At 68.4% G+C, this 21,834-nt stretch carries 19 protein-coding genes; 10 read left to right on the forward strand and 9 right to left on the reverse strand.

The features are described from left to right. Nucleotides 1-243 precede the first annotated feature (243 nt). A complete protein-coding gene (locus FHT32_RS00005) occupies nucleotides 244-3,177 on the reverse strand; it encodes a molybdopterin oxidoreductase family protein (RefSeq protein ID WP_176662634.1) in 2,934 nt (977 codons plus the stop codon). 91 nt (nucleotides 3,178-3,268) lie between these two features. Between FHT32_RS00005 and FHT32_RS00010 the strand changes: the two genes are divergently transcribed. Continuing rightward, on the forward strand, nucleotides 3,269-4,213 hold the full coding sequence (locus FHT32_RS00010) for a LysR family transcriptional regulator (RefSeq protein ID WP_176662635.1): 945 nt from the start codon (nucleotides 3,269-3,271) through the stop codon (nucleotides 4,211-4,213). A 4-nt stretch (nucleotides 4,214-4,217) separates the two neighbouring features. On the opposite strand, the gene FHT32_RS00015 is transcribed toward FHT32_RS00010, so the two are convergent. Genes FHT32_RS00015 through FHT32_RS00040 form a run of 6 tightly spaced genes read right to left on the reverse strand, consistent with a single transcriptional unit; the run spans nucleotide 4,218 to nucleotide 9,696 of the window. After that, complete coding sequence (locus FHT32_RS00015; RefSeq protein ID WP_218088042.1) at nucleotides 4,218-4,925, reverse strand: ABC transporter ATP-binding protein; 708 nt, start codon at nucleotides 4,923-4,925, stop codon at nucleotides 4,218-4,220. Next, nucleotides 4,915-5,649, reverse strand: a complete 735-nt coding sequence (locus FHT32_RS00020; RefSeq protein ID WP_176662636.1) for an ABC transporter ATP-binding protein — start codon at nucleotides 5,647-5,649, stop codon at nucleotides 4,915-4,917. The genes FHT32_RS00015 and FHT32_RS00020 overlap by 11 nt, the downstream gene beginning before the upstream one ends. Then, nucleotides 5,646-6,704, reverse strand: a complete 1,059-nt coding sequence (locus FHT32_RS00025) for a branched-chain amino acid ABC transporter permease (protein ID WP_218088043.1) — start codon at nucleotides 6,702-6,704, stop codon at nucleotides 5,646-5,648. Before FHT32_RS00025 ends, FHT32_RS00020 begins: the two co-directional genes overlap by 4 nt. Beyond that, nucleotides 6,704-7,585, reverse strand: coding sequence for a branched-chain amino acid ABC transporter permease (locus FHT32_RS00030; RefSeq protein ID WP_176662637.1), 882 nt, complete (start codon nucleotides 7,583-7,585; stop codon nucleotides 6,704-6,706). The genes FHT32_RS00025 and FHT32_RS00030 overlap by 1 nt, the downstream gene beginning before the upstream one ends. A gap of 32 nt (nucleotides 7,586-7,617) precedes the next feature. Further along, a complete protein-coding gene (locus FHT32_RS00035) occupies nucleotides 7,618-8,865 on the reverse strand; it encodes an ABC transporter substrate-binding protein (RefSeq protein ID WP_176662638.1) in 1,248 nt (415 codons plus the stop codon). Nucleotides 8,866-8,910: 45 nt separating this feature from the next. Further along, entirely contained in the window at nucleotides 8,911-9,696 is a 786-nt protein-coding gene (locus FHT32_RS00040) for a putative hydro-lyase (RefSeq protein WP_176662639.1), read from the reverse strand. A gap of 170 nt (nucleotides 9,697-9,866) precedes the next feature. On the opposite strand from FHT32_RS00040, the gene FHT32_RS00045 reads away from it, so the two are divergent. The 4 genes from FHT32_RS00045 to FHT32_RS00060 all read left to right on the forward strand — a co-directional run bounded on the left by FHT32_RS00045 (nucleotide 9,867) and on the right by FHT32_RS00060 (nucleotide 12,934). Beyond that, entirely contained in the window at nucleotides 9,867-10,799 is a 933-nt protein-coding gene (locus tag FHT32_RS00045) for a LysR family transcriptional regulator (protein ID WP_176662640.1), read from the forward strand. A 145-nt stretch (nucleotides 10,800-10,944) separates the two neighbouring features. Beyond that, entirely contained in the window at nucleotides 10,945-11,220 is a 276-nt protein-coding gene (locus tag FHT32_RS00050) for a biotin carboxylase N-terminal domain-containing protein (RefSeq protein ID WP_176662641.1), read from the forward strand. Next, nucleotides 11,217-11,960 carry a 5-oxoprolinase subunit PxpB gene (pxpB, locus tag FHT32_RS00055; RefSeq protein WP_176662642.1) on the forward strand — a complete coding sequence of 248 codons (744 nt, stop codon included), beginning with the start codon at nucleotides 11,217-11,219 and terminating at the stop codon, nucleotides 11,958-11,960. Before FHT32_RS00050 ends, pxpB begins: the two co-directional genes overlap by 4 nt. Further along, nucleotides 11,957-12,934 carry a biotin-dependent carboxyltransferase family protein gene (locus FHT32_RS00060; RefSeq protein ID WP_176662643.1) on the forward strand — a complete coding sequence of 326 codons (978 nt, stop codon included), beginning with the start codon at nucleotides 11,957-11,959 and terminating at the stop codon, nucleotides 12,932-12,934. The genes pxpB and FHT32_RS00060 overlap by 4 nt, the downstream gene beginning before the upstream one ends. A 170-nt stretch (nucleotides 12,935-13,104) precedes the next feature. Here the strand turns inward: FHT32_RS00060 and FHT32_RS00065 are convergent, their stop codons facing one another. Then, nucleotides 13,105-14,307, reverse strand: coding sequence for an acetate/propionate family kinase (locus tag FHT32_RS00065; protein ID WP_176662644.1), 1,203 nt, complete (start codon nucleotides 14,305-14,307; stop codon nucleotides 13,105-13,107). Nucleotides 14,308-14,326: 19 nt separating this feature from the next. Beyond that, nucleotides 14,327-16,150: a sulfoacetaldehyde acetyltransferase gene (gene xsc / locus FHT32_RS00070; protein ID WP_176662645.1), complete on the reverse strand. Its 1,824-nt coding sequence runs from the start codon at nucleotides 16,148-16,150 to the stop codon at nucleotides 14,327-14,329. A gap of 158 nt (nucleotides 16,151-16,308) precedes the next feature. Here xsc and FHT32_RS00075 point away from each other — a divergent pair, with 158 nt between their 5' ends. From FHT32_RS00075 to FHT32_RS00095, 5 genes are all read left to right on the forward strand, one after another. Further along, entirely contained in the window at nucleotides 16,309-17,157 is an 849-nt protein-coding gene (locus FHT32_RS00075) for an IclR family transcriptional regulator (protein ID WP_176662646.1), read from the forward strand. A 25-nt stretch (nucleotides 17,158-17,182) separates the two neighbouring features. Next, nucleotides 17,183-18,166, forward strand: coding sequence for an AAA family ATPase (locus FHT32_RS00080; protein ID WP_176662647.1), 984 nt, complete (start codon nucleotides 17,183-17,185; stop codon nucleotides 18,164-18,166). Beyond that, complete coding sequence (locus FHT32_RS00085) at nucleotides 18,163-19,899, forward strand: cobalt chelatase (protein WP_176662648.1); 1,737 nt, start codon at nucleotides 18,163-18,165, stop codon at nucleotides 19,897-19,899. Before FHT32_RS00080 ends, FHT32_RS00085 begins: the two co-directional genes overlap by 4 nt. Nucleotides 19,900-20,034: 135 nt before the next feature. Next, nucleotides 20,035-20,844 carry an IclR family transcriptional regulator gene (locus tag FHT32_RS00090; RefSeq protein ID WP_176662649.1) on the forward strand — a complete coding sequence of 270 codons (810 nt, stop codon included), beginning with the start codon at nucleotides 20,035-20,037 and terminating at the stop codon, nucleotides 20,842-20,844. Beyond that, nucleotides 20,841-21,830: a tripartite tricarboxylate transporter substrate binding protein gene (locus FHT32_RS00095; RefSeq protein WP_176662650.1), complete on the forward strand. Its 990-nt coding sequence runs from the start codon at nucleotides 20,841-20,843 to the stop codon at nucleotides 21,828-21,830. Before FHT32_RS00090 ends, FHT32_RS00095 begins: the two co-directional genes overlap by 4 nt. Nucleotides 21,831-21,834 lie beyond the last annotated feature (4 nt).

Here is a 21,834-nt window from a genome sequence, read left to right on the forward strand (position 1 = left end):
GGGGCGTCCGCGGTTTGCTTTTTTGGGGTGTTTGTCGCGCGGCTTGGTGTGCGCCGCTCGCCCCCCCCCCCCCCCCCGCCCCGCCCCCCCCCGGGGGGGGGGGGGGGGGGGGGGGGGGGGGGGGCCCCACATCGGCTTTCAACGCAACGAGGCTTCCAGTTCCAGCGCCCATGCCCCCACCCCAACCCTCCCCCAGAGGGGGAGGGAGCGATACCGAAGACATCAGCTCCTTCAACCACTGCATCATTTCCTGCCCCTCCCCGCAAAGTAAGTCAGCACGCTCGCCGCCTTCCCCAGCACCCCAGGCACCGCCGGCATGCTCGCAACCTGCGGATAGCTCTCCTGGGGTTCACCCGGCTCGGCCGGCCGTATGCGCACCCGCACGTCGTACCACCCCGCCTGCCCCGTGATCGGATCGGAGTTGCTGATGGTCCCGCTCGCAGTGCCTGCACAGGGCAGCTCCTCGCTGATCAGGTGGTTCAGCAGGAAGCCCTTGCGCGCCTCGTCCGCGCCGGGTGCGAGCTGCCAGGCGCCGTCGGCCTTGCCGATCGCATTCCACGTCCACACGGTGCCCGGCTCCACTGCTTCGCTGTGGCGCAGCATGCAGCGCACCTTGCCCCAGCGGCTCTCGACCCAGCACCAGCCGCCGTCGGCGATGCCCGCGGCCTGCGCCGTCACCGGGTTCACATGCAGGTAGTTGTGGCTGTGGATCTGCCTGAGCCATGCGTTCTGCGAGTCCCACGAGTGATACATGGCCATAGGCCGTTGCGTAAGCGCGTTGAGCGGAAACGCATCGAGGTCGGTCGCAGCCTCTTCGAGCGGCGGATACCAGAAGGGCAGCGGATCGAAATACGTGTCGATGCGCTCGCGCAGCGCGTCGGGCGGCTGCCGCCCCGGGGTCTTGCCCTGCGCTGCGAGCCTGAAGCTCTGCAGCGTGTCGGAATACAGCGCCAGCTGCACCGGATCGTTGCGCTGGCGCCAGCCCTTGTCCTTCGCGAAGTCGAGGTACTCCCGGTTCCAGTTGCGCATGTAGTGCATGGTCTCGGGCATGTGGTAGTGGAACACGCAGTTGTTCTTCTCGTAGGCCTCCCACTGCTTCGGGTTGGGTGCGCCGCGCAGGTGCTCGGTGCCGTCCTTGCCGCGCCAACCCATGAGAAAGCCGATGCCCGGCTGCGGCTCGAAGTTGACGATGAAGTCGGGGTAGCCGCTGTACTTGCGCCCTCCCTCGGGCGTGGTGAAGGCCGGAAACTTCAGCCGCGAGGCCAGCTCGATCAGCACCTCCTGGAAGGGCTTGCACTGCCCCGTGGGCGGCACCACCGGAATGCGCACCGAATCGACAGGCCCGTCGAATTCCGAAATGGGCCGGTCGAGCATTCCCATCACGTCGTGGCGCTCCAGGTAGGTGGTATCGGGCAGCACGAGGTCGGCGAAGGCCACCGTCTCGCTCTGGAAGGCGTCGCACACCACCAGGAAGGGGATCATGTGCTCGCCCTTCTCGTCCTTGCGGTTGAGCATCTCGCGCACCGCCATGGTGTTCATGCTGGAGTTCCAGGCCATGTTGGCCATGAAGATCAGCAGCGTGTCGATGCGGTACGGGTCGCCCTTCACCGCGTTGGTGATCACGTTGTGCATGAGCCCGTGCGCCGACAGCGGGTGCTCCCACGAGAACGCGTGGTCGATGCGGATCGGCGAGCCGTCGGGGTTGATCGCCAGCTCGTCGGGGCTGGCCGGGAAACCCAGCGGCGCGGCATTGAGCGGCGTGTTCGGCTGGATCATCCCGGGGTCGTTGAAGGCCCTGTAGTTCGGCACGATGTGGCGCGGATACGGCGCCTTGTGCCTGAAGCCGCCCGGCGCGTCGATGGTGCCGAGCACGCTCATCAGCACCGCCAGCGCACGCACCGTCTGGAAACCGTTGGAATGCGCCGCGAGACCGCGCATCGCATGGAAGGCCACGGGCCGCGCCTGCGTGGTCTCGTGCCGCTTGCCCCACGCGTCGGTCCACGGGATGGGCAGCTCGAAAGCCTGCTTCAGTGCCGTCTCACCCATCTCGCGCGCCAGCTTACGGATGCGTGCCGCGTCGATGCCGGTGATGGCCTGCGCCCACTCGGGCGTGCAGGTCGCCACGCGCTCGCGCAGCAGCTGGAACGAGGGCGCGACGCGCGTGCCGTCGGCCAGGGTGTAGAGCCCTTCGAGCGCGGGATCGCAGCCCTCGGCAATGCCTTCGGGGTACGCGGGCTTCACGCTGCCGCTGGCCTTGTCCCACACCAGCTTGTTGTGCGGATTGCGGCCGTCGCCCGGCGGGCCGCGCTCGGGATCGAAGGCGAACAGCCCCTCGCGCTCGCAGTCGTCGAGCACCACCAGCTGCGGCGCGTTGGTGAAGCGCTTGAGGAACGCGTGGTCCACCAGCTCGTTGCCGATCAGCTCGTGCAGCAGCGCCATGAACAACGCGCCATCGGTGCCGGGTTTGATCGGGATCCACTCGTCGGCGATGGCCGAGTAACCGGTGCGCACCGGGTTGATCGAGATGAAGCGGCCGCCAGCGCGCTTGAACTTGCTGATGGCGATCTTCATCGGGTTGCTGTGATGGTCCTCGGCCGTGCCGATCATCACGAAGAGCTTGGCGCGCTCGAGGTCGGGCCCGCCGAACTCCCAGAAGCTGCCGCCGATGGTGTAGATCATTCCCGCGGCCATGTTGACCGAGCAGAAGCCGCCGTGCGCCGCGTAGTTGGGCGTGCCGAACTGACGCGCGAAGAGGCCCGTGAGCGCCTGCATCTGGTCTCGCCCGGTGAAGAGCGCGAACTTCTTCGGATCGGTGGCGCGGATCTTCGCGAGGCGCTCTGTCAGCATGTCGAAGGCGCGCTCCCAGCTGATCGGCTCGAACTCGCCCGCGCCGCGCTCGCTGCCGGCCTTGCGCAGCAGCGGCTGCGTGATGCGCGCGGGGGACACCTGCTTCATGATCCCCGAGGAGCCCTTGGCGCAGATCACGCCCTGGTTCAGCGGGTGGTTCGGGTTGCCGTCGATGTAGCGGACCTCGGGGCCCTTCTCGCCTTCCCGCAGGTGCACGCGGATGCCGCAGCGGCAGGCGCACATGTAGCAGGTGGTGGTCTTGACCGTGGTGTCGGCCGTGGGCGCTGCCAGCGGGTCGTGCACGGGCTCGCGAGACAGGAAGCTGAACACTTGGCGGTCCTTTGTTTTCTTGTTTTCAGGCGGGGTCCGCTCGATGGTATGCAGCCTCGATCAAACGAAAAAGCAGAGAATATCGCTCACCATGACCGGAAAAACTGATCAGCAGCAGGGCACGGCATCGAACTCCCGCCTGCGCCTGAACCTGCGCCAGCTCGAAGTGTTCGTCGCCACCGCGCGCGAAGGCAGCACCCGCGCCGCGGCCGACCGCATCGCGCGTTCGCAGTCGGCGGCCAGCAGCGCGCTGGCCGACCTGGAGTCTTCTGTGGGCGTGCAGCTCTTCGACCGGCTGGGGCGCCGCCTGGTGCTCAACGAGAACGGCCGCGCGCTGCTGCCCAAGGCGCAGGCGCTGTTGGACCAGGCCGCGGAGGTGGAGGCGCTCTTCAGCGGCGAACATGCGGCGCCGCTGCGCGTGGCGGCCAGCTTCACCATCGGCGAATACCTGCTGCCCGAGCGGGTGTCGACCTGGACGGCACTGCATCCGCAGAGCCAGGTGCACCTGCACATCGCGAACACGCACGACGTGATCGAGGCGGTGGCGGGCTTCGACGTGGACGTGGGCTTCATCGAGGGCCCGCAGACGCACCCCGACCTCGTGGTGCGGCCCTGGCGGGAGGACGAGCTGGTGATCGTCGCCGCGCCCGGCCACGAGCTGGCGGGCCGCATCGCCACGCACAGGCAGCTCTCGCAGGCCACGTGGGTGTTGCGCGAGCATGGCTCCGGCACGCGGCAGGTGACGGATGCGTGGCTGATCCAGAACCTGGAGCAGGTGCACGTGGGCTTCGAACTGGGCAGCACCGAAGCCATCAAGCGCGTGGTGGCTTCGGGCACCGGGCTCGCGTGTCTCTCGCGCTACACGGTGGCGCAGGCGCTGGAAGACGGGCATCTGGTCGAGCTGCGCACGCGCCTGCCGGCCGGCGTGCGGCGGCTGGCGACGGTGATGCACCGCGACAAGCTGCTGGGCCGTGCGACGGCGGATTTCCTGCGCCACTGCGGCGCGGTGGTGCCGCGCCCCTCCTCACCGCGCTAGCTCTTTAGATGCCCAGGTAGGCGCGGCGCACTTCGGGGTTGTCGCGCACCTCGGCCGCGGTGCCGGAGAGGATCACCCGCCCCGTCTGCAGCACGTACGCGCGTTCGGCGATCTGGAGGCTCTCGGCCAGGCGCTGCTCGACCAGCAGCACGGTGACGCCGGCATCGCGGATGGCCACGACCGCGTCGAAGATCTCGTCGACCAGCTTGGGCATGATGCCCTGCGAGGGCTCGTCGAGCATCAGCAGGCGCGGCCGGGTCATCAGCGCACGGCCGATGGCCAGCATCTGCTGCTCGCCGCCGGAAAGCGTCTCGGCGCGCTGCGGCAGCCGTTCCTTCAGGCGCGGGAACAGCTTGAACACCATCTCCAGCGGCGCTTCGCGATCGGCCTTCTTGCGGTGCAGGTAGCTGCCCAGGCGCAGGTTGTCCGCCACCGACAGGCGCGGGAACAGGCGCTTGCTCTCGGGCACGAAGGCCAGCCCGCGCGCGGCGATCTGGTGACCCGGCAGCGTCTCGATGCGCTCGCCGGCGAAGCTGACCTCCCCCGAGCGCGGCTTCACCATGCCTATCAGCGACTGCAGCAGCGTGGACTTGCCCGCGCCGTTGGCGCCGGCGACGACGACGATCTCGCCCTCCTTCACCGAAATCGAGATGTCGGAGATGGCGACGAGCCCGGCATAGGCCGAGGTGAGCCCGCGAACGTCAAGCAGCATGGTGGCGCTCTCCCAGGTAGGCGGAAATGACGGCGGGGTCGCGCACCACGTCACGCGGCGAGCCTTCGGCGAGCACCTGCCCGAGATTCAGGACCAGGGCCCGGTCCACCAGCGGCATGACGACCTCCATCACGTGCTCGACCATGACCACGGTGACGCCCGCATCGCGCACCTTGCGGATCAGCTCCACACCCAGCCGCGCTTCGCTGGGCGTGAGGCCTGTCAGCACCTCGTCCAGCAGCAGCAGCTTCGGCCGGGTGGCCAGCGCGCGGGCTACCTCGAGGCGGCGTTTCTCGGGCGGGGTGAGCTGGTGCGTCGGGGTGTTGGCCTGGCGCGCCAGGCCGGTGAACTCGAGCATCTCCAGCGCCGCGTGGCGGGCGGCCGACGCGCCGGAATGTCGCACGAAGCTGCCGATCATCACGTTCTCGACCACGCTCATGGAATCGAAGGACCTCGGCACCTGGTAGGTCCGGGCGATGCCCAGGGCGCAACGCCGCGTGGCGGGCAGCGCGGTGATGTCCCGGCCTTCGAAGAGGATGCTGCCGGAAGTGGGCGGCAATGCCCCCGCGATCAGGTTGAACAAGGTCGACTTGCCCGCCCCGTTGGGCCCGATCAGGCCAAGGATCTCGCCCTTGCGGATCTGGGCATCGACGTTGGAGTTGGCCACCAGACCGCCGAAGCGGCGCGTCACTTGGCGGGCCTGCAAGAGGATGTCGCCGCTCATGGCGCGGCCTCCTTCCGACGCCCTTGGCGCACCGGCCAGAGGCGGACCAGGCCCTCGGGCTTGAGCAGCGCCACCGCCATGACGAGGCCGCCGTAGATCATCAGGTCGAAGCCCGAGCCCGAGCCGCCCATGTAGCTGCGCGAGAGCTCGGTCAGTGGAATCAGGATGACCGCGCCAAGCATCGGGCCCCACAGCGTGCCGATGCCGCCCAGCACGACCGGCAGCACGATCAGCAGCGAGAAGCGGAATTGCAGCACGCTGTCCGGGTCGACGTAGGAAACGAAGGCCGCGTAGAAGCCTCCGCCCACGGCGGTAAGGAAGGCCGAGATGGCCGCTGCCGCCAGCTTGGAGCTGAGCACCGTCACGCCCAGGCTCTCGGCCGCCTCGGGGTTGTCCTTGACCGCGCGCCACCAGTAGCCCCAGCGCGAGTCCTCGATCAGCCAGCAGATGAACCAGGTGAGCGCCAGCAGGCCGACCGCGAAGTGGATGTAGGGCGTCTTGTCGCGGGCGAATTGAAGGGTCGCCCAGCTGTCTTCGCCGAAGGGCCACTGGATGCCCGACGCGCCGCCCAGCCATTCCCAGTTGTGCACGATGAGCAGGCCCATCTCGGCGATCACGATGGTGGCGATGGAGAAGTAGTGCCCCTTCAGCCGGAAGCAGCCGTAGCCGAGGACCACCGCCAGCGCCGCGGCCATCAGCCCGCCACTCAGCATGCCGAGCCAGGGCAGCAGGTCGAAGCCGACGTAGAGCTTGCTGGTGGCATAGGCACCGACGCCGAAATACAGCGCGTGCCCCAGAGAGATCTGGCCGCAGTAGCCTCCCAGGATGTTCCAGGCCTGCGACAGCGCGGCGTACATCAGGGTGAGCACGATGACGTTTCGCAGATAGGCGTTCTGCACCACCAACGGCGACAGCGCGGCCAGCACGAAGATCGCCAGCGCAACGACGAGCTGCATGCGGCGGCGGCGGCCGAAGCTGTGCACCGCGTCGGCGGCGGTGTTCGTGGAAGCCGCCACGGCGGGTGCCGTGGTGGCGGCGAGGATCGTCGGTTGCATCAGAGTCTTCCGAAGAGGCCCTGCGGACGCAGGAAGATGACGGCCAGGTAGAGCACGTAGATGCCCATGGACTTCATGGCCGGCGGCAGCACGACGGCTGTCAGTGCCTCGACCAAGCCGACGACGATGCCTGCCGCGAAGGCGCCGAACACGCTGCCGAAACCGCCGAGCGCGACGGTGATGTAGGCGATGGTGCCGAACGCGGCGCCGACCTGCGGATGGATGTAGTAGAAGGTGGAGAGCACCGCGCCCGCCACGCCGACCAGCGCAGCCCCCATGCCCCAGCCCAGCGCGAAGACCCGGTTGCTGTCGATGCCGACCAGCGCCACGGCGCCCTTGTCTTCCCGCGTGGCTTCCAGGGCGCGACCGAAGTCGGAGTGCTTCATCAGGAGGTACAGGCCGCCGAATGCGATCAGGGAAACCACCGCGCCAAACACCTGCGGCAACGGCAGGAACAGGCCGCTCAGCTCCAGCGTCTTGCCGCCGAGCCAGCCGTTGTCGCCGATGTTGCGGTAGTCGGGCGTGAAGAAGAACTGCGCCGCGCCCTGGATCAGCGTGGCCAGGCCGAAGGTGGCGAAGATCTGCACCATGCCGGCGTTGACCTTCACCCGCAGCGCATGGCGCACCACGCCCGCATAGACGCTGGCCCCGAAGATGAACATCACGGCCGCCACGAGCGGCAGGGCCAGCACGGGGTCGATGTGGAAGAAGACGAAACACCCGAAGGTGGCGTACATGGCCAGCATCATGAATTCGCCATGGGCGAAATTCACGACGTCCATCAGCCCGAAGATGAGAGACAGGCCCACGGCGACCATGCCGTAGATCAGCCCCATCAGCAGGCCGCTGGCCAGGATCTGCATCAATGCGGAAGCGGTCATGGTGCAAAGGGCGGCATTGCGAACCAGGGCGCTCAGGCGTTCATCGGCCACGCCAGCTTGGCGGTGGCGACTTCGAACGGATACACGGTGACGAAGCGGCCCTTGGTCCACTGGATCAGCACCGGGTTGGCGAAGGTGTTCTGGCCGGTGGCGTCGAACTTCACGCGCGACCACGGCATGATGGTTTTCTCGCCGGGAATGTCGGTGGCGGCGAGCGCGTCGCGGATCTTGCGCGGATCGACCGAGCCGGCGCGGTCGATCGCTTCGGCCAGCACCATCAGGGCACTGAACTGGCGCGACGTCTGGTCGTTCATGTCGCGGCCCGCCTTGGCCTTGAACATCGCATTGACGGCCTTCGCGGAGGCGCGCTTCTCGCCCATGTCCTCGGAGAAGCTCGCGCGGCTGATCATCCCGACCAGCTTGTCGCCGACCGCGTCGAGCGCCGGCTTCTCGACGAAGCCCGCGGCTTGGGCGACGATGCTGCGCGGCTTGTAGCCCAGCGATGCCATGGTGTTGGTCAGCAGGATCGCGTCGGTGGTGTAGCTCGACGGCATGAGCACGTCGGGATTGGCATTCTTGATCTGCTGCACCTCTGCGGTCAGCGACGGAGAGTTGTTGCGGTACTTGATGTCGCAGGCGATCTTGTAGCCGCGCTCGGTGGCGAGCTTGCGCTGCACGGTGGAGGAGTCGGTACCGAAGATGGTGTCTTCGTAGAAGAGCCCCACCGAGCCGATCTTCTGGCCCTTGGCCTTGAGCGCATCCATGAAATCGAACATGGCCTCGGAGAACATCTCGTCGTGCGCCGCCGTGCGGAAGAAGAACTTCAGGTTGCGGCGGTTCAGGCTGGGTGAGGAGGAGTCGGCACAGACGAAGGGCACGCCGTAGCGTTCGCAGGTCGCGCTGACGGTGGTCGACACGGACGAGTGGTAGCAGCCCACGATGGCGCAGACGCCGTCCTGCGTGATGAGGCGCTCGGCCTCCGCGCGGCCCTTCTGCGGATCGGCCTGGTGGTCGGCATAGACCACGCGCACCTTGGCGCCGCCCAGGTTGGCCAGGCCGGCGTTTTTGGCGGTCGGCAGGTCGAGCGCACTGGCGTTGTTGATGATGTCCAGCGCAGTCTCGAAGGCCTGCTTGGCGTCGATGCCGACTTGCGCGCTGGAGCCGGTCAGCGGGTAGATCGCGCCGACGACGACCTCCTTGCCCTGGGCCAGCGCCTCGGTCCATGCGCCCTGCAGGACGGCCACGGCGCCCGCGCTGAGAAGAACTTGCCTGCGTTTCATCGAATGACTCCTGGTATGGATGGGTGACGGAATCGGGAAGGCGCTTCAGAACACCGCGAGGTGGCTGTTGCGGACGTCGGTGACCAGCATGTGGCCGGGCTTGTGGGTGATCGCAAAGGGCAGGCGGGCCGAACGGATGGCCTGCTGCGGCGTGACGCCGCACGCCCAGAAGACGGGAATCTCGCCGGGACGGATCTCCGCGGCCTCGCCGTAGTCGGGCGCATCGATGTCGGCGATGCCGATCTCGGCCGGATCGCCCAGGTGCACCGGCGCGCCGTGCGTGCTCGGAAAACGCGACGTGATCTGCACGGCGCGGATGGCCTGCGCCGCCGTCATGGGCCGCATGCTGACCACGCCCATGCCGCCGAAGCGCCCGGCGGTGCCGTTGGGGCGGTTGGTGTCGTACATCGGAACGGTGGTGTTTTGCTCGATGTGGCGAACGGGCACGCCGCCTTCCAGCAGCGCCTCCTCGAAGGACAGCGAGCAACCGATGACGAAGCCGACGAGGTCGTCGCGCCAGAGGTCGCGCAGGTGGGGCACTTCGGCGACCTTCTCGCCATTGCGGAAGACGCAGTAGCCGGGAACGTCGGTGCGCAGGTCGATGTCGTCGCCGAGCTCCGGCACGGCCGGATCGCCGGCCCGGGTGATGCCGATCACCGGGCACGACTTCGGGTTCAGCCGGGCGAAACGCAGGAACTCGTCGGCGTACTCGCTGGGCATGATCGCGAGATTGCCCTGTGTGTAGCCCGGGCACTGCCCGGCGGTCTGCGCGGTGAACCGGCCGGCACGTACGAGCTGCCTGAAGGCAAGGGGCGAGGAAGCGACGGTCATGGCGTTTCGGCGTGTGAGCAAGGAAGTTGCTTACTTTATGAAGCGTGCCGGTCCACCGTCCATCGAAGAATTGTCGAAGCTGCTGTTCAGAAGACTTGAACAGCAGCGCACAACAATCGAACACGGCCCACCAAGACGGAGCGCCGCACGCACCATTTGGAATACCGACGATGAACACCCGTTTCGTGGAAACCTTCATTCTTCTGGCCCGCATCGGCAGCGTCCGCCGGGTCGCGGAAGTCATGCACACCACGCCCGGCGCCATATCGATGCGCCTGCGCTCGCTGGAAGAGGAGCTGGGGGTGTCGCTGTTCCTGTACGACGGCAGGAGCATGACGCTGACGGAGCATGGAGCGCGGCTGGTGCAGCCCGCCGAGTCGCTGCTGGAGACCACGCGCAAGATGGAAGCCGCCGCGCGCGACACCGGCGCGGAGATCGGCGGGCGCGTGCGCGTGGGCATCATCGAGACAGTCGTGCATACCTGCCTGCCCGACCTGATGAAGCTCATGCGCTCCAGCCTCCCCGGCGTCGAGCTCGACCTGCAGGTGGACCTCACCGTGAACCTCGCCGAACAGATGCTGTCGGGCAACCTCGACCTGGTGATGCGCGTCTCCAGCGCCGTGCATCCCTCTCACGCCACGGTGGAAGACCTGATGATGCTGCCCGTGCACTGGGTGGCCCGCAAGGGACTGATTCCCAGGCGGGACCTGCAGCACAGCGTGCTGCGCCAGCAGCTGCTGACGCAGGTGCGCGGCACGCAGCCCTACCTGGATGCAATGAACGTCATCCAGCAGATGGCGGGCCGCCAGGGCGTGGCGCTGAGCGAACTGCGGGTGTCGGCGGCACCCAGCATCGCCGCCCAGCTGGCGCTGACGCGCGAAGGCGTGGGCGTGGCGCTGGTGCCGGGCATCTTCGTGAAGGAACAGATCGAGCGCGGCGACCTGGTCGAACTCGACCTTCCGCCGCTGCCGGCCTTCAAGATGTCGCTCTGGTATCCATGGAATGCCGCACCCCTGGTGGTGCGCACCGCGGAAGTCCTGCGCAAGGGAGCGCGCAATTTCTGCAGGCGCCACGATGCGCGCTGGGTGACCCCTCTGGCCTGACCTGAGGCGCGCTCAGGCGGCCGGGCGCGTTGGCGCTTGTTGTCACCTGTTCAATATTCCTGAATGGATCGGCGCAAAAGTTCTGGGTTGGCAATGCAGGCGGCCGTTCCTAGACTGCCTCCTCCTTTCATTCACGACCGCCAACGTGTTCCAGAAGATCCTCATTGCCGGCCGGGGAGAGATTGCCTGCCGCATCATCCGCGCCTGCCGCCAGTTGGGAGCTGCCACCATCGCGGTCAATTCCGATGCGGGCGAGCGCCGGCTCCATGTCGAGGACCCGATGATCGCCAAGCTCATCTCGCACGGCTCCGGCTGCGAGACCGCGATCGCGGTCATGCGGCGCGCCTTGCAGGCGCTCGAGATCGAAGGCATCCACCACAACGGGTCGTTGGAAGCCCGCGCGGCGCAGGCGGCGTCATGAGCGTCCTGTCGCCACTCCCGGCACGCATCGAGCCGCTGGGCGACAGCGCGCTGCGCATCGTCCTCGGCGACACGCTGGACCCCGGCGTCAACCGCCGCGTCTGCGCGCTGGCCGACCGCATCGCCGTCGCGCTCGCCGCCGGCCGCCTGCCGGGGGTGACCGATGTGCTGCCGGCTTTCAGCGTGGTCGGCGTGCACTACCGTGCCGACGCTGTTCCCACCGATGGCAACGAGAGCCCTTTCGCTGCGCTGTTGCGCCTGCTATCGCCCTTGCTGCCCGAGCGCGAAGGGCTGCCCGTTGGCGCCACGGACCGGCTGATCGAGATTCCCGTCTGCTACGGCGGCGAGTTCGGTCCCGACCTGCAGGAGACCTCCGCCGCCTGTGGCATGACGCCGGACGAGCTCATCGCCCTGCACCAGAACCCCAGTGAAGAGCAGCGTGTCTACATGATCGGCTTCGCGCCCGGCAATCCCTACGTGGGGCGGCTCGATCCGGCGCTGGCCATCCCTCGCCGCGCGACGCCGCGCACACACATGCCGATGGGCACCGTGTGCATCGCCAACCGGCAGACCGTGGTCTACCCGGTGGCCGCACCCGGCGGATGGCACATGATCGGTCGCACCCCGCTGCGGCTGTTCGATCCTGCGCGCGCCGAACCATGCCTGCTGCGCCCCGGCGACCGCATCCGCTTCAAGGCGATCGACCCGGACAGCTTCGCGCGCGCCATGGAGGCCGCATGAGTCTGGAAGTGGTCAAGCCTGGCTTGCTGAGCACCTTCCAGGACCTGGGGCGCATCGGCTCGCAGGCCATCGGCATGCCGGTGTGCGGTGCCATGGACCCGCTGTCGCACGGCATCGCCAACCTGATCGCGGGCAACGCCTGCGAGGAAGCCACGCTCGAAATCACGCTGATGGGTCCGTCGCTGCGCTTCGGCCGCGACAGCCGCATCGCACTGGCCGGCGCGGACCTGAGCCCCACACTGCAGCCCCCGGGCAACGACGCCGCCACGCCGATCCCGATGCTGCAGCCCGTGCACGTGCCGGCCGGCGCATTGCTGCAGTTCGGCAGGCGCCGCCGCGGCCTGCGCAGCTACCTGGCGCTGGCCGGCGGCTTCGGGCTGCCGGCTGCGATGGGCAGCCGCAGCACCTACCTGCGCGGCGCGCTCGGCGGCTTTCAGGGCCGGGCGCTGCGCAAGGGCGATGTCGTGCCCCTGCCGGCCTTCACGCTCGGCGCAGCGCCCGTCGTCACGCCGACCGCGAACGCTGTGCTGCACGGCTTGCTGGAGCGTGGTGCGGCGGGCGCCACGGTCCGCATCGTCGAGGGGCCGGAATGGCCCCAGTTCACCGATGCTTCGCACCGTACCCTGCTGTCCGAGGGCTACCGCATCGGCTCGCAGTCGGACCGCATGGGCTACCGGCTCGAAGGGCCCGTTCTGCAGCGCAGCGCACCCCGCGACATGCTGTCCGAGGCTGTCGCCTTCGGCACGATGCAGGTTCCGCCGGACGGCCAGCCCATCGTGCTGATGGCCGACCGCCAGACCAGCGGCGGCTACCCGCGCATCGCCCAGGTCGCGGGCGTCGACCTGCCCTTGCTGGCCCAGCGCATGCCGGGCGAGTCGATCCGCTTCGAGCGCATTGCGCTGGAAGCCGCGCAGCGGCTGCTGCAACGCCGCGCCTCGGCCATGGCGAGCCTGGCGCGGGCGCTGCGCGCCTAGTTCGCGGGAAGACGGAGGAAAGCACGATGAGCGGCGAAAAGATGGTCGAAGAAGATCAGGCCCTGATCCTGTTGCGCTCCAGCTGAGTTCGTCGGCAAGACTACGCGCCGCTGAACTCGCAAGCGGCGGGCTCCTTGCAACGAGCAGAGAAGAGAAAGAGAGAGCGCCCTTCAGCCGGCCGCCCGCAACACGCGCGCCGTGTGCCTGGCGATCACCGCTTCTTCATCGGTGCGCAGCACCCATGCACTGACGGGGCTCTCGGCCCTCGTCAGCCGTGCCGCACCGCTGCGGTTGGCTGCGGCATCGACATTCACGCCCATCCACTCGCAGTCTTCGAGGATGCGTTCGCGCAGCGCCGCACCGTTCTCGCCGATGCCGGCGGTGAACACGATGGCATCGACGCCGCGCAGTGCCGCCGCGAGGCTGCCCATGTGCTGCACCACCTGCTCCGCGAAGTGGCCGATGGCCTCGGCGGCGGCAGGCTCGGCCGAAGCCTCCAGCACGCGCATGTCGCTGGACACGCCCGAGATGCCGAGCAGCCCCGACTGGCGGAACAGCAGCGCCTCGACCTCGTCGGCCGACATGCCGCGCGAACGCATCAGGTAGAGCACGACGGCCGCGTCGAGGTGGCCGCAGCGCGTGCCCATCGTGAGACCGTCGAGCGGAGAGAAGGTCATCGTCGTCGCGACCGAGCGGCCCTGCGCGATCGCGCACATCGAGGCGCCGTTGCCCAGGTGCGCGACGATCACCCGCCGCTGCGCGAGCTCGGGCGCGATGTCCGCGAACTGCGCGACGATGGATTCGTAGGAAAGACCGTGGAAGCCGTAGCGACGCACGCCCGCGTCGTGCAACTCGCGCGGCAGCGCGAAGCGCCGGTTGACCTCGGGCTGCACCGCGTGGAATGCGGTGTCGAAGCACGCCACCTGCGGCACGCCGTCGAAGGCCGCCATCGCCGCGCGCACACCCGCGAGGTTGTGCGGCTGGTGCAGCGGCGCCAGGGGTTCCAGCGTGGCCAGCGCTTCAAGCACGCCGGCATCGACGCGCACCGGCGCCACGAAATCCGCGCCGCCATGCACGATGCGATGGCCCACGGCCGCGATGCGCCCTTCTCCCGACTGCTTCGCGTGCCAATCGAGCAGCGCCGCGAGCGCCCCCTGGTGCGAGGCCTGCGCGCCTTCGAGCGGCGTGTCGTGCAGCGTCTGCCCGTCGGCATCTCGCACGCGCAGCCGTGCCTTCAGGCCCGCGCCCAGCCCGTCGGCCTGCCCGGACCAGCGCGCTGTCGGCAGCGCGGCATCGCCATCGACGGCCGCATCGAACAGCGCGACCTTGATCGACGACGAACCCGCGTTGAGCGTGAGCAGCGAACCGGTCATGGGGTGCAGTGGATGGCGTTCAGACGTAGTCCTTGTACTTGTCGAGGAATCGTACCGGCTTCGACAGCGCATCGCGGCGGAACGGGTCGCCCAGCTCGCGGGTGCACATGATCTCGATCACGCAGGTCTTGCGCTCGTTCATCTGCATGTCGATGGCCTTCTTCAGCGCCGGGCCCACGTCTTCGAGCCTGTCGACCACGATGCCTTCGGCGCCCATGGCCTTGGCGATGCCTGCGAAGCTCTCGCTCTCGAGTTCGCCGGCCACGAAGCGGCGGTTGTAGAAGTCGACCTGGTTCTTCTTCTCCGCGCCCCACTGCCGGTTGTGGAAGACCACCGCCGTCACCGGGATGTCGTGGCGCACGGCCGTCATGATCTCGACCATGCTCATGCCCCACGCGCCGTCACCGGCATAGGCCACGGCGGGGCGGTCGGGCGCGGCGCACTTGGCGCCGATCATGGTGGGCAGCGAGTAGCCGCAGTTGCCGAAGCTCATCGGCGCGAAGAAGCTGCGCGGTTCCTCGAAGCGCAGGTAGCCGTTGGCGATGGCATTGATGTTGCCGATGTCGGTGGAGACCATCACGCGCGGCGGCATGGCCTTCTCGAGCTCGCGCAGCACCTGGCGCGGATGCAGGTAGCTGCCGCCGGTGGGCGTCTTCTCGCCCTTGGCTTCCTCGATGACGTCGAGGCTGAACTGGTCGCGCTCGTGGGTCCACTCGTCGAGCTCTTTCTCCCACGCGGCCTTCTCGGCCTTGATCTTCTGGGCACGCTCGGCCTTGGTGGCGTCGCAGGCCAGCGTCTTGCCCTGCAGGCGCCGGAGCAGCTCCTTCGCGGTGGCCTTGGCGTCGCCATGGATGCCGACGGTGATCTTCTTCACCAGGCCCAGGTTGGTGTGGTCGGCCTCGACCTGGATGATCTTGGCCTCCTTCGGCCAGTAGTCCATGCCGTGCTGCGGCAGCGTGCCGAAGGGGCCCATGCGCGAGCCGAGCGCGAGCACCACGTCGGCCTGCGCGATCAGCTTCATCGCGGCCTTGGAGCCCTGGTAGCCCAGCGGGCCGGCCCACAGCGGATGGCTTGCGGGGAAGGAGTCGTTGCGCAGGTAGCCGTTGGCCACCGGCGCGCCCAGGCGTTCGGCCAGCGCCTTGCACTCATCCACCGCGTCGCCCATGACCACGCCGCCGCCCGAGAGGATCACCGGGAATTTCGCGGAGGCCAGCAGCTCGACCGCCGCCTCCAGGCTCTGCTCGCCGCCCGCGCCGCGCTCCACACGCATCGGCTTCGGGATCTCGCACTGGATCTCGCCGTAGAAGTAGTCGCGCGGAATGTTCAGCTGCGTCGGGCCCATCTCGGAGATGGCGCGGTCGAAGCAGCGCGCCGTGTACTCGGCCATGCGCTTGGGGTTGTTGACGTGGCCCTGGTACTTGGTGAACTCCTGGAACATCGGCAGCTGGTTGGCTTCCTGGAAGCCGCCCAGGCCCATGCCCATGGTGCCGGTCTCGGGCGTGACGATGACCACCGGGCTGTGCGCCCAGTAGGCGGCCGCGATGGCGGTCACGCAGTTGCTGATGCCGGGACCGTTCTGGCCGATGACCAGGCCGTGTCGGCCCGACACGCGCGCATAGCCGTCTGCCATGTGCGCGCCGCCCTGCTCGTGCACCACCGGGATCAACCGGATGCCCGCGGGCGCGAAGATGTCCATCGCGTCCATGAAGGCCGAGCCCATGATGCCGAAGATGTCGGTCACGCCGTTGGCGACCATGGTCTCGACGAAGGCCTCGGAGGGCGTCATCTTCTGCACGCCCTTGACGGCTTCGCGTGCGGGGGCGGCGGCTGGCTTCTGGCTCATGGGGGCGTCTCCTGGAAGGATGAGGGGCGAGGTTGCGCTCTAAAAGTCGGAACGACTTGTTCCGGAATTCGTTTCGGCGGAATATAGGATGGCTCCCGGCCCGCGTCAAACAATTTACAAAAATCGGAACGTCTTGTCTCTTTTTTTGTAAAACGCATATGATCCGCGCCATGAAGATCGTCAAAGGCCTCACGCCTGAAGCGCAGGACCCGGCGGGCCCGGGTGGCGATTCGCCGACCATGCGCCTGTTCTCGCTGCTCGAAGTCATGGCCGCGAAAGACCAGCGCTATTCGCTGCAGGGCCTGGTGGAAGAAACCGGACTGCCCAAGCCTACGCTGCACCGCATGCTCCAGCAGCTCGAAGGCGCGGGGCTGCTGCAGCGCGAAGGCGACGGCCGGCACTACGGCATCGGCACGCGGCTGCGGCGGCTGGCCGAGAACCTGCTGCTCAACGACAGCCTGCATGGCGCGCGGCACACGGTGCTGCGCCAGCTGGTGGAAGAGATCGGCGAGAGCTGCAACCTCACGGCCCTCTCGGGCAGCGAGGTCGTGTACCTCGACCGCGTGGAAACCGCCGCGCCGCTGCGCTTCTACCTGCACTCGGGTTCGCGCGTGCCGGTGCACTGCTCGGCCAGCGGCAAGATCTTTCTCTCGCAGATGAGCGCGGCGCAGCGCCGCAGGCTGCTCTCTCACGCGCCGCTCGAAACCTACACGCCCCGCACGCTGACCGACCCCGAGGCGCTGGAGAAGGAAGTGCAGCGCGTGCGCAAGGACGGCTACGCCATCGACCACGAGGAGTTCCTGCCAGGCCTGCTGTGCATCGCCACGCTGGTGCCCTCGGGCGACGACGCACCGTCGAACCTCTGCATCGCGGTGCAGGCGCCGGTGATGCGGCTCGACGCCGCCAAGGCGAAGACGCTCCTGCCCGCGCTGCAGCGCGCCGCGCAGGCACTGAGCCGCATCGACGCCGACGCGGCCTCCGACCGCGTCGACCATGCTCAGGCCTGAAGACACCCCTTTCGCAGGAACCGCCATGACCGACACCGCCGACCTTCGACCCGACCGGATGCTCAGCGTGCGCGAGGTGTTCGGCATCGACTCAGACCTGCGCGTGCCGGCCTTCAGTGAACGCGATGACCACGTGCCCGAGGTCGATGCCGTCTACCGCTTCAACCCCGACGTGACGCTCGCCATCCTCGCGGGCTTCATGCGCGACCGGCGCGTGATGGTGCAGGGCCTGCACGGCACCGGCAAGTCGACCCACATCGAGCAGGTGGCGGCGCGGCTGAACTGGCCCTGCGTGCGACTGAACCTCGACGGCCACATCAGCCGGCTCGACCTCGTCGGAAAGGACGCTGTGGTGCTGCGCGAGGGCAAGCAGGTCACCGAGTTCCAGCAAGGCATCGTGCCCTGGGCGCTGCAGCGGCCGGTGGCGCTGATCTTCGACGAGTACGACGCGGGCCGGCCCGACGTGATGTTCGTCATCCAGCGCATCCTGGAGCGCGACGGCAAGTTCACGCTGATGGACCAGAACCGGGTGCTGCGCCCGCACCCCTTCTTCCGCCTGTTCGCCACGGCCAACACGGTAGGGCTGGGCAACCTCAACGGGCTGTACCACGGCGCGCAGCGGCTCAACCACGCGCAGATCGACCGCTGGAACATCGTGGCCTCACTCGACTACCTGCCCGCGGCGGAAGAGATCGCCATCGTGCAGGCGCGCGTGCCTTCGCTGGCCGACGAGGCGGGCACGAAGCTGGTCGCAGCGATGGTGGCCGTGGCCGACCTCACGCGAAAGGGTTTCGCGGCCGGCGACCTCTCGACGCTGATGTCGCCGCGCACCGTGATCACCTGGGCCGAGAACGTCGAGATCTTCAAGGACCCGGCGCTGGCCTTCCGCCTTTCCTTCGTCAACAAGTGCGACGACGCGGAGCGTCCGCTGGTGGCCGAGTATTTCCAGCGCTGCTTCGACCGCGAGTTGAAGGAGTCGCACCAGCTCTCGTCGGACGCGCGCGAATGAACACCGGCCCCGCGAGCGCGATGCAGCGCCGCGTGCGGCAGGAAGAACTCGTGGCGGAGCTGTGCGCGGGCGTGGTGCGTGCCTTCAGCGGCGAGCGCGACCTGCATTTCCGCGGACGGCGGCTGCACCGCGGCCGCACGGCGCTGCCGTGGTTCGCGCCGCACCTGCATCCATCGCCCGACACCGACGACTTCGCATCGTTCCGCGGCGTGGCCGACGGGCTCGCGCTGCGGCTTACTGCATCGGATGCCGCGCTGCATGAAAGCCTGCGGCCCGAGGAACCGGTCGAGCGCATGCTGTTCGAGATGCTGGAGCAGTTCCGCGTGGAAGCGCTCGCGCCCGAGGTCATGGCCGGCATGCGGCACAACCTTCGGCACCGGCACGAGCAGTGGTCGCTCGCCTTCCATCACTCGGGCCTGACCGACACCGCGCGCGGCCTGCTGCTGTACGCCGTGGCGCAGATCTGCCGTGCGCGCGTCAGCGGCGAGCAGGTGGTCGAAGAAACCGAGGACATGCTCGAAGCCACGCGCTTCGCCCTCGCGCCGCTGATCGGCCACGCGCTGGCCGGCCTGCGAAGGGACCGCGCCGACCAGGCCGCGTATGCCGTGCACGCCCGCGCTATCGCGCGCACCGTGGCCGCGATGCTGCACGAGGCCGGCGAGGAAGACGGTGAAGCCCAGCGCGACGCGCACGTCGACGACAAGCGCAGCGTGTTCAGCCTCGTGGCCGACATGGACCAGGAGATCGTCGAGCGCTTCACCACCGCCGAGTCGGGCCGCAGCGAGGTGCTCGAGGGCGCGGGCGGCGCCTACCGCGTCTCCACCGATGCCTACGACCGCGAGCACGACGCCGCCACGCTCGCGCGCAGGGAAGTACTCGCGGGCCATCGCGAGAAGCTCGACCGCCGCATCGCCGCGCAGGGCGTGAACGTCGCCCGCCTCGCGCGCGAGTTGCGTGCCCTGCTCGCAGTGCCCGAGCGCGACGGCTGGGACGGCGCGCAGGAAGAAGGGCTCGTCGATGGACGTCGCCTCGCACAACTCGTGGCCTCGCCCACCGAGCGCCGGCTGTTCCGCATCGATCGCATGGAGCCGATTGCCGACAGCATCGTCACCTTCCTCATCGACTGCTCAGGCTCGATGAAGGAGCACGCCGAATCGGTCGCGATGATGGTCGACGTGTTCGCGCGCGCGCTCGAACAAGCTGGCGTGGCCTGCGAGGTGCTGGGCTTCACGACCAGCGCGTGGAACGGCGGACGCCCGCAGCGCGAATGGGTGCGCGCGGGCCGTCCGCCGCATCCGGGGCGGCTCAACGAGCGCTGCCACATCGTCTTCAAGGCCGCGGCCATGCCGTGGCGGCGCGCGCGCCCCGCGATGGCGGCGCTGCTCAAGGCCGACCTGTTCCGCGAAGGTATCGACGGAGAAGCCATCGACTGGGCCTGCACGCGGCTGCGCCAGCGCGGCGAAGCGCGCAAGCTGCTGCTGGCGATCTCCGACGGCTCGCCGATGGACAGCGCCACGCACCTCGCCAACGACGCGCACTACCTCGACCACCACCTGCGCGACGTGATCGCGCGGCAGGAGCAGCACGGCGACATCGAGATCGCCGGTATTGGCGTGGGCCTCGACCTGAGCCCCTACTACAGCCGCAGCCACGTGCTCGACCTCGCGAACGCGAGTGGCAACGCCATCTTTCGCGAAGTCATCGAACTCATGGCCGGGCGGCATCGGCGCTGAGCAGCGGAGCCGCTGAGGCCTTTGGAACTACATCCAAGTCCCCGATTGACAAAGGGCGCTTCGGATTCATACATTGCGTTTCAAATTCAAGAACGTTGTTCCATTATTTGGAACAACAAGGAAAGCCCCAGCCTCATGGACTCGACGCTTGCCAAGGGCCTTGCCGCCCTCGAATGGATGGTGCGCCAGCAGCGCGGCTGCCGCGTCACCGAACTGGCGCAAGCCTTCGGCATGGCGCGCAGCAACGCGCACCGCACGCTGCAGACGCTGGTCGAATGCGGCTGGGCCGTGCAAGACCCGGAGACGAGCGCCTACCGGCCGAGCCTGAAGCTCTTCGAACTGGGAGCCATGGTTTCCGAGGCATCGGACATCGGCTCACTGCTGCGCCCCCACCTCGCGCGGCTGGCGCAGGCCACGGGCGAGACCATCCACCTCGCGGTGCTCGACGGCGCGGAGATCGTCTACCTCGACAAGTTCGACAGCCCCCTGCCGGTGGCCGCCTATTCGCGCATCGGCGGCCGCGCGGCGGCGTACTGCGTGGCCTCGGGCAAGGCGCTTCTCGCTGCGGCAGGCCTGGGCGTGCCGGCGCTGCAGGAGTGCCTGGGCACGCTGGAGCCGCACACCAGGAACAGCATCACCGACTTCGACACCCTTTTCAGCGAACTGGAACGCTCCCGCGCCCGCGGTTATGCAGAGAACCGCGAGGAATGGCGCATCGGCGTGTGCGGCCTCGGCGTGCCCGTGCTCAATGCACGCGGCGAGGCCGTGGCGGCCGTCGGCATGAGCGTGCCCTCGATCCGCTTCGCGCGCACGCAGGCGCGCGGGCTGGCCGACCACCTGATGGCCTGCGCGCGCGATGCCAGCGTCACGCTGGGCTATCGCGTGGGCACCGCACCGGCCGGGCCGTCGCCGATGTCCACCATAAAGAGAAGGAGACCCGAATGAAGTTGTTCTTCGCTCCCTGGCTGCGCGCCGGGATGCTGGCTCTAGTCACCCTCGCAGCGCCCTTCGCCGCGCAGGCAGACAACGGCGGCGACTACCCCACCAAGCCCATCCGCCTCGTCGTGCCCTACCCGCCCGGAGGCGGCACCGACGTGATCGCGCGCATCGTGCAGGAGCGCTTCTCGACACTGCTCGGCCAGCAGGTGCTCATCGACAACCGTGGCGGTGCGGCGGGCTCCATCGGCACCGAGTTGGTGGCGAAGTCGCCGGCGGACGGCTACACGGTGCTCTTCACGCTCTCGTCGCACACCATCAACCCGGCCATCTACGCGAAGCTGGGCTTCGACACCGCGAAGGACTTCGCGCCCGTCGGCATGGTCGCCTCGCTGCCGCAGATCCTGGTGGCCAACACGCAGTTTCCGGCGAACACGGTGGCGGAACTGGTGGCGCTGGCCAAGGCCAAGCCCGACAGCATCTCCTTCGCTTCGGTGGGCAACGGCTCGCCCGGGCACCTGGCGGGCGAGCTGCTGAAGCTGCGCACCGGCACGCAGATGACGCACGTGCCCTACCGCGGTGGCGGCCCGGCCGTGACCGACGTGATGGGCGGGCAGGTGCCGCTGCTGTGGGTGTCGATTCCGGCGGCCGCGCAGTTCGTGAAGGCCGGCAAGCTCAAGGCGCTCGCCGTCTCCACCACCAGGCGCAGCGCGGCCTTCCCCGACGTGCCGACGATGCAGGAGGCCGGCATTGCCGACTTCGACGTCGACTCCTGGTACGCCGTGTTCGTGCCCGCCAAGACGCCCAAGCCCGCCATCGACAGGCTCAACCGCGTGATCAACACCGTCGTCAAGGAACCGGAGATCCGCGACAAGCTGCTGGCACAGGGCAGCGAAGGCGTGGGCGGCACGCCCGACCAGCTCGGCAAGGTCGTGACCGCCGAACTGGTCCGCTGGCAGAAGCTCGCCAAGGAAGCCAACATCAAGGTGGACTGAGCTC

The sequence above is a fragment of the Variovorax sp. SG517 genome (assembly GCF_013376045.1).
GTDB lineage: Bacteria > Pseudomonadota > Gammaproteobacteria > Burkholderiales > Burkholderiaceae_C > Variovorax.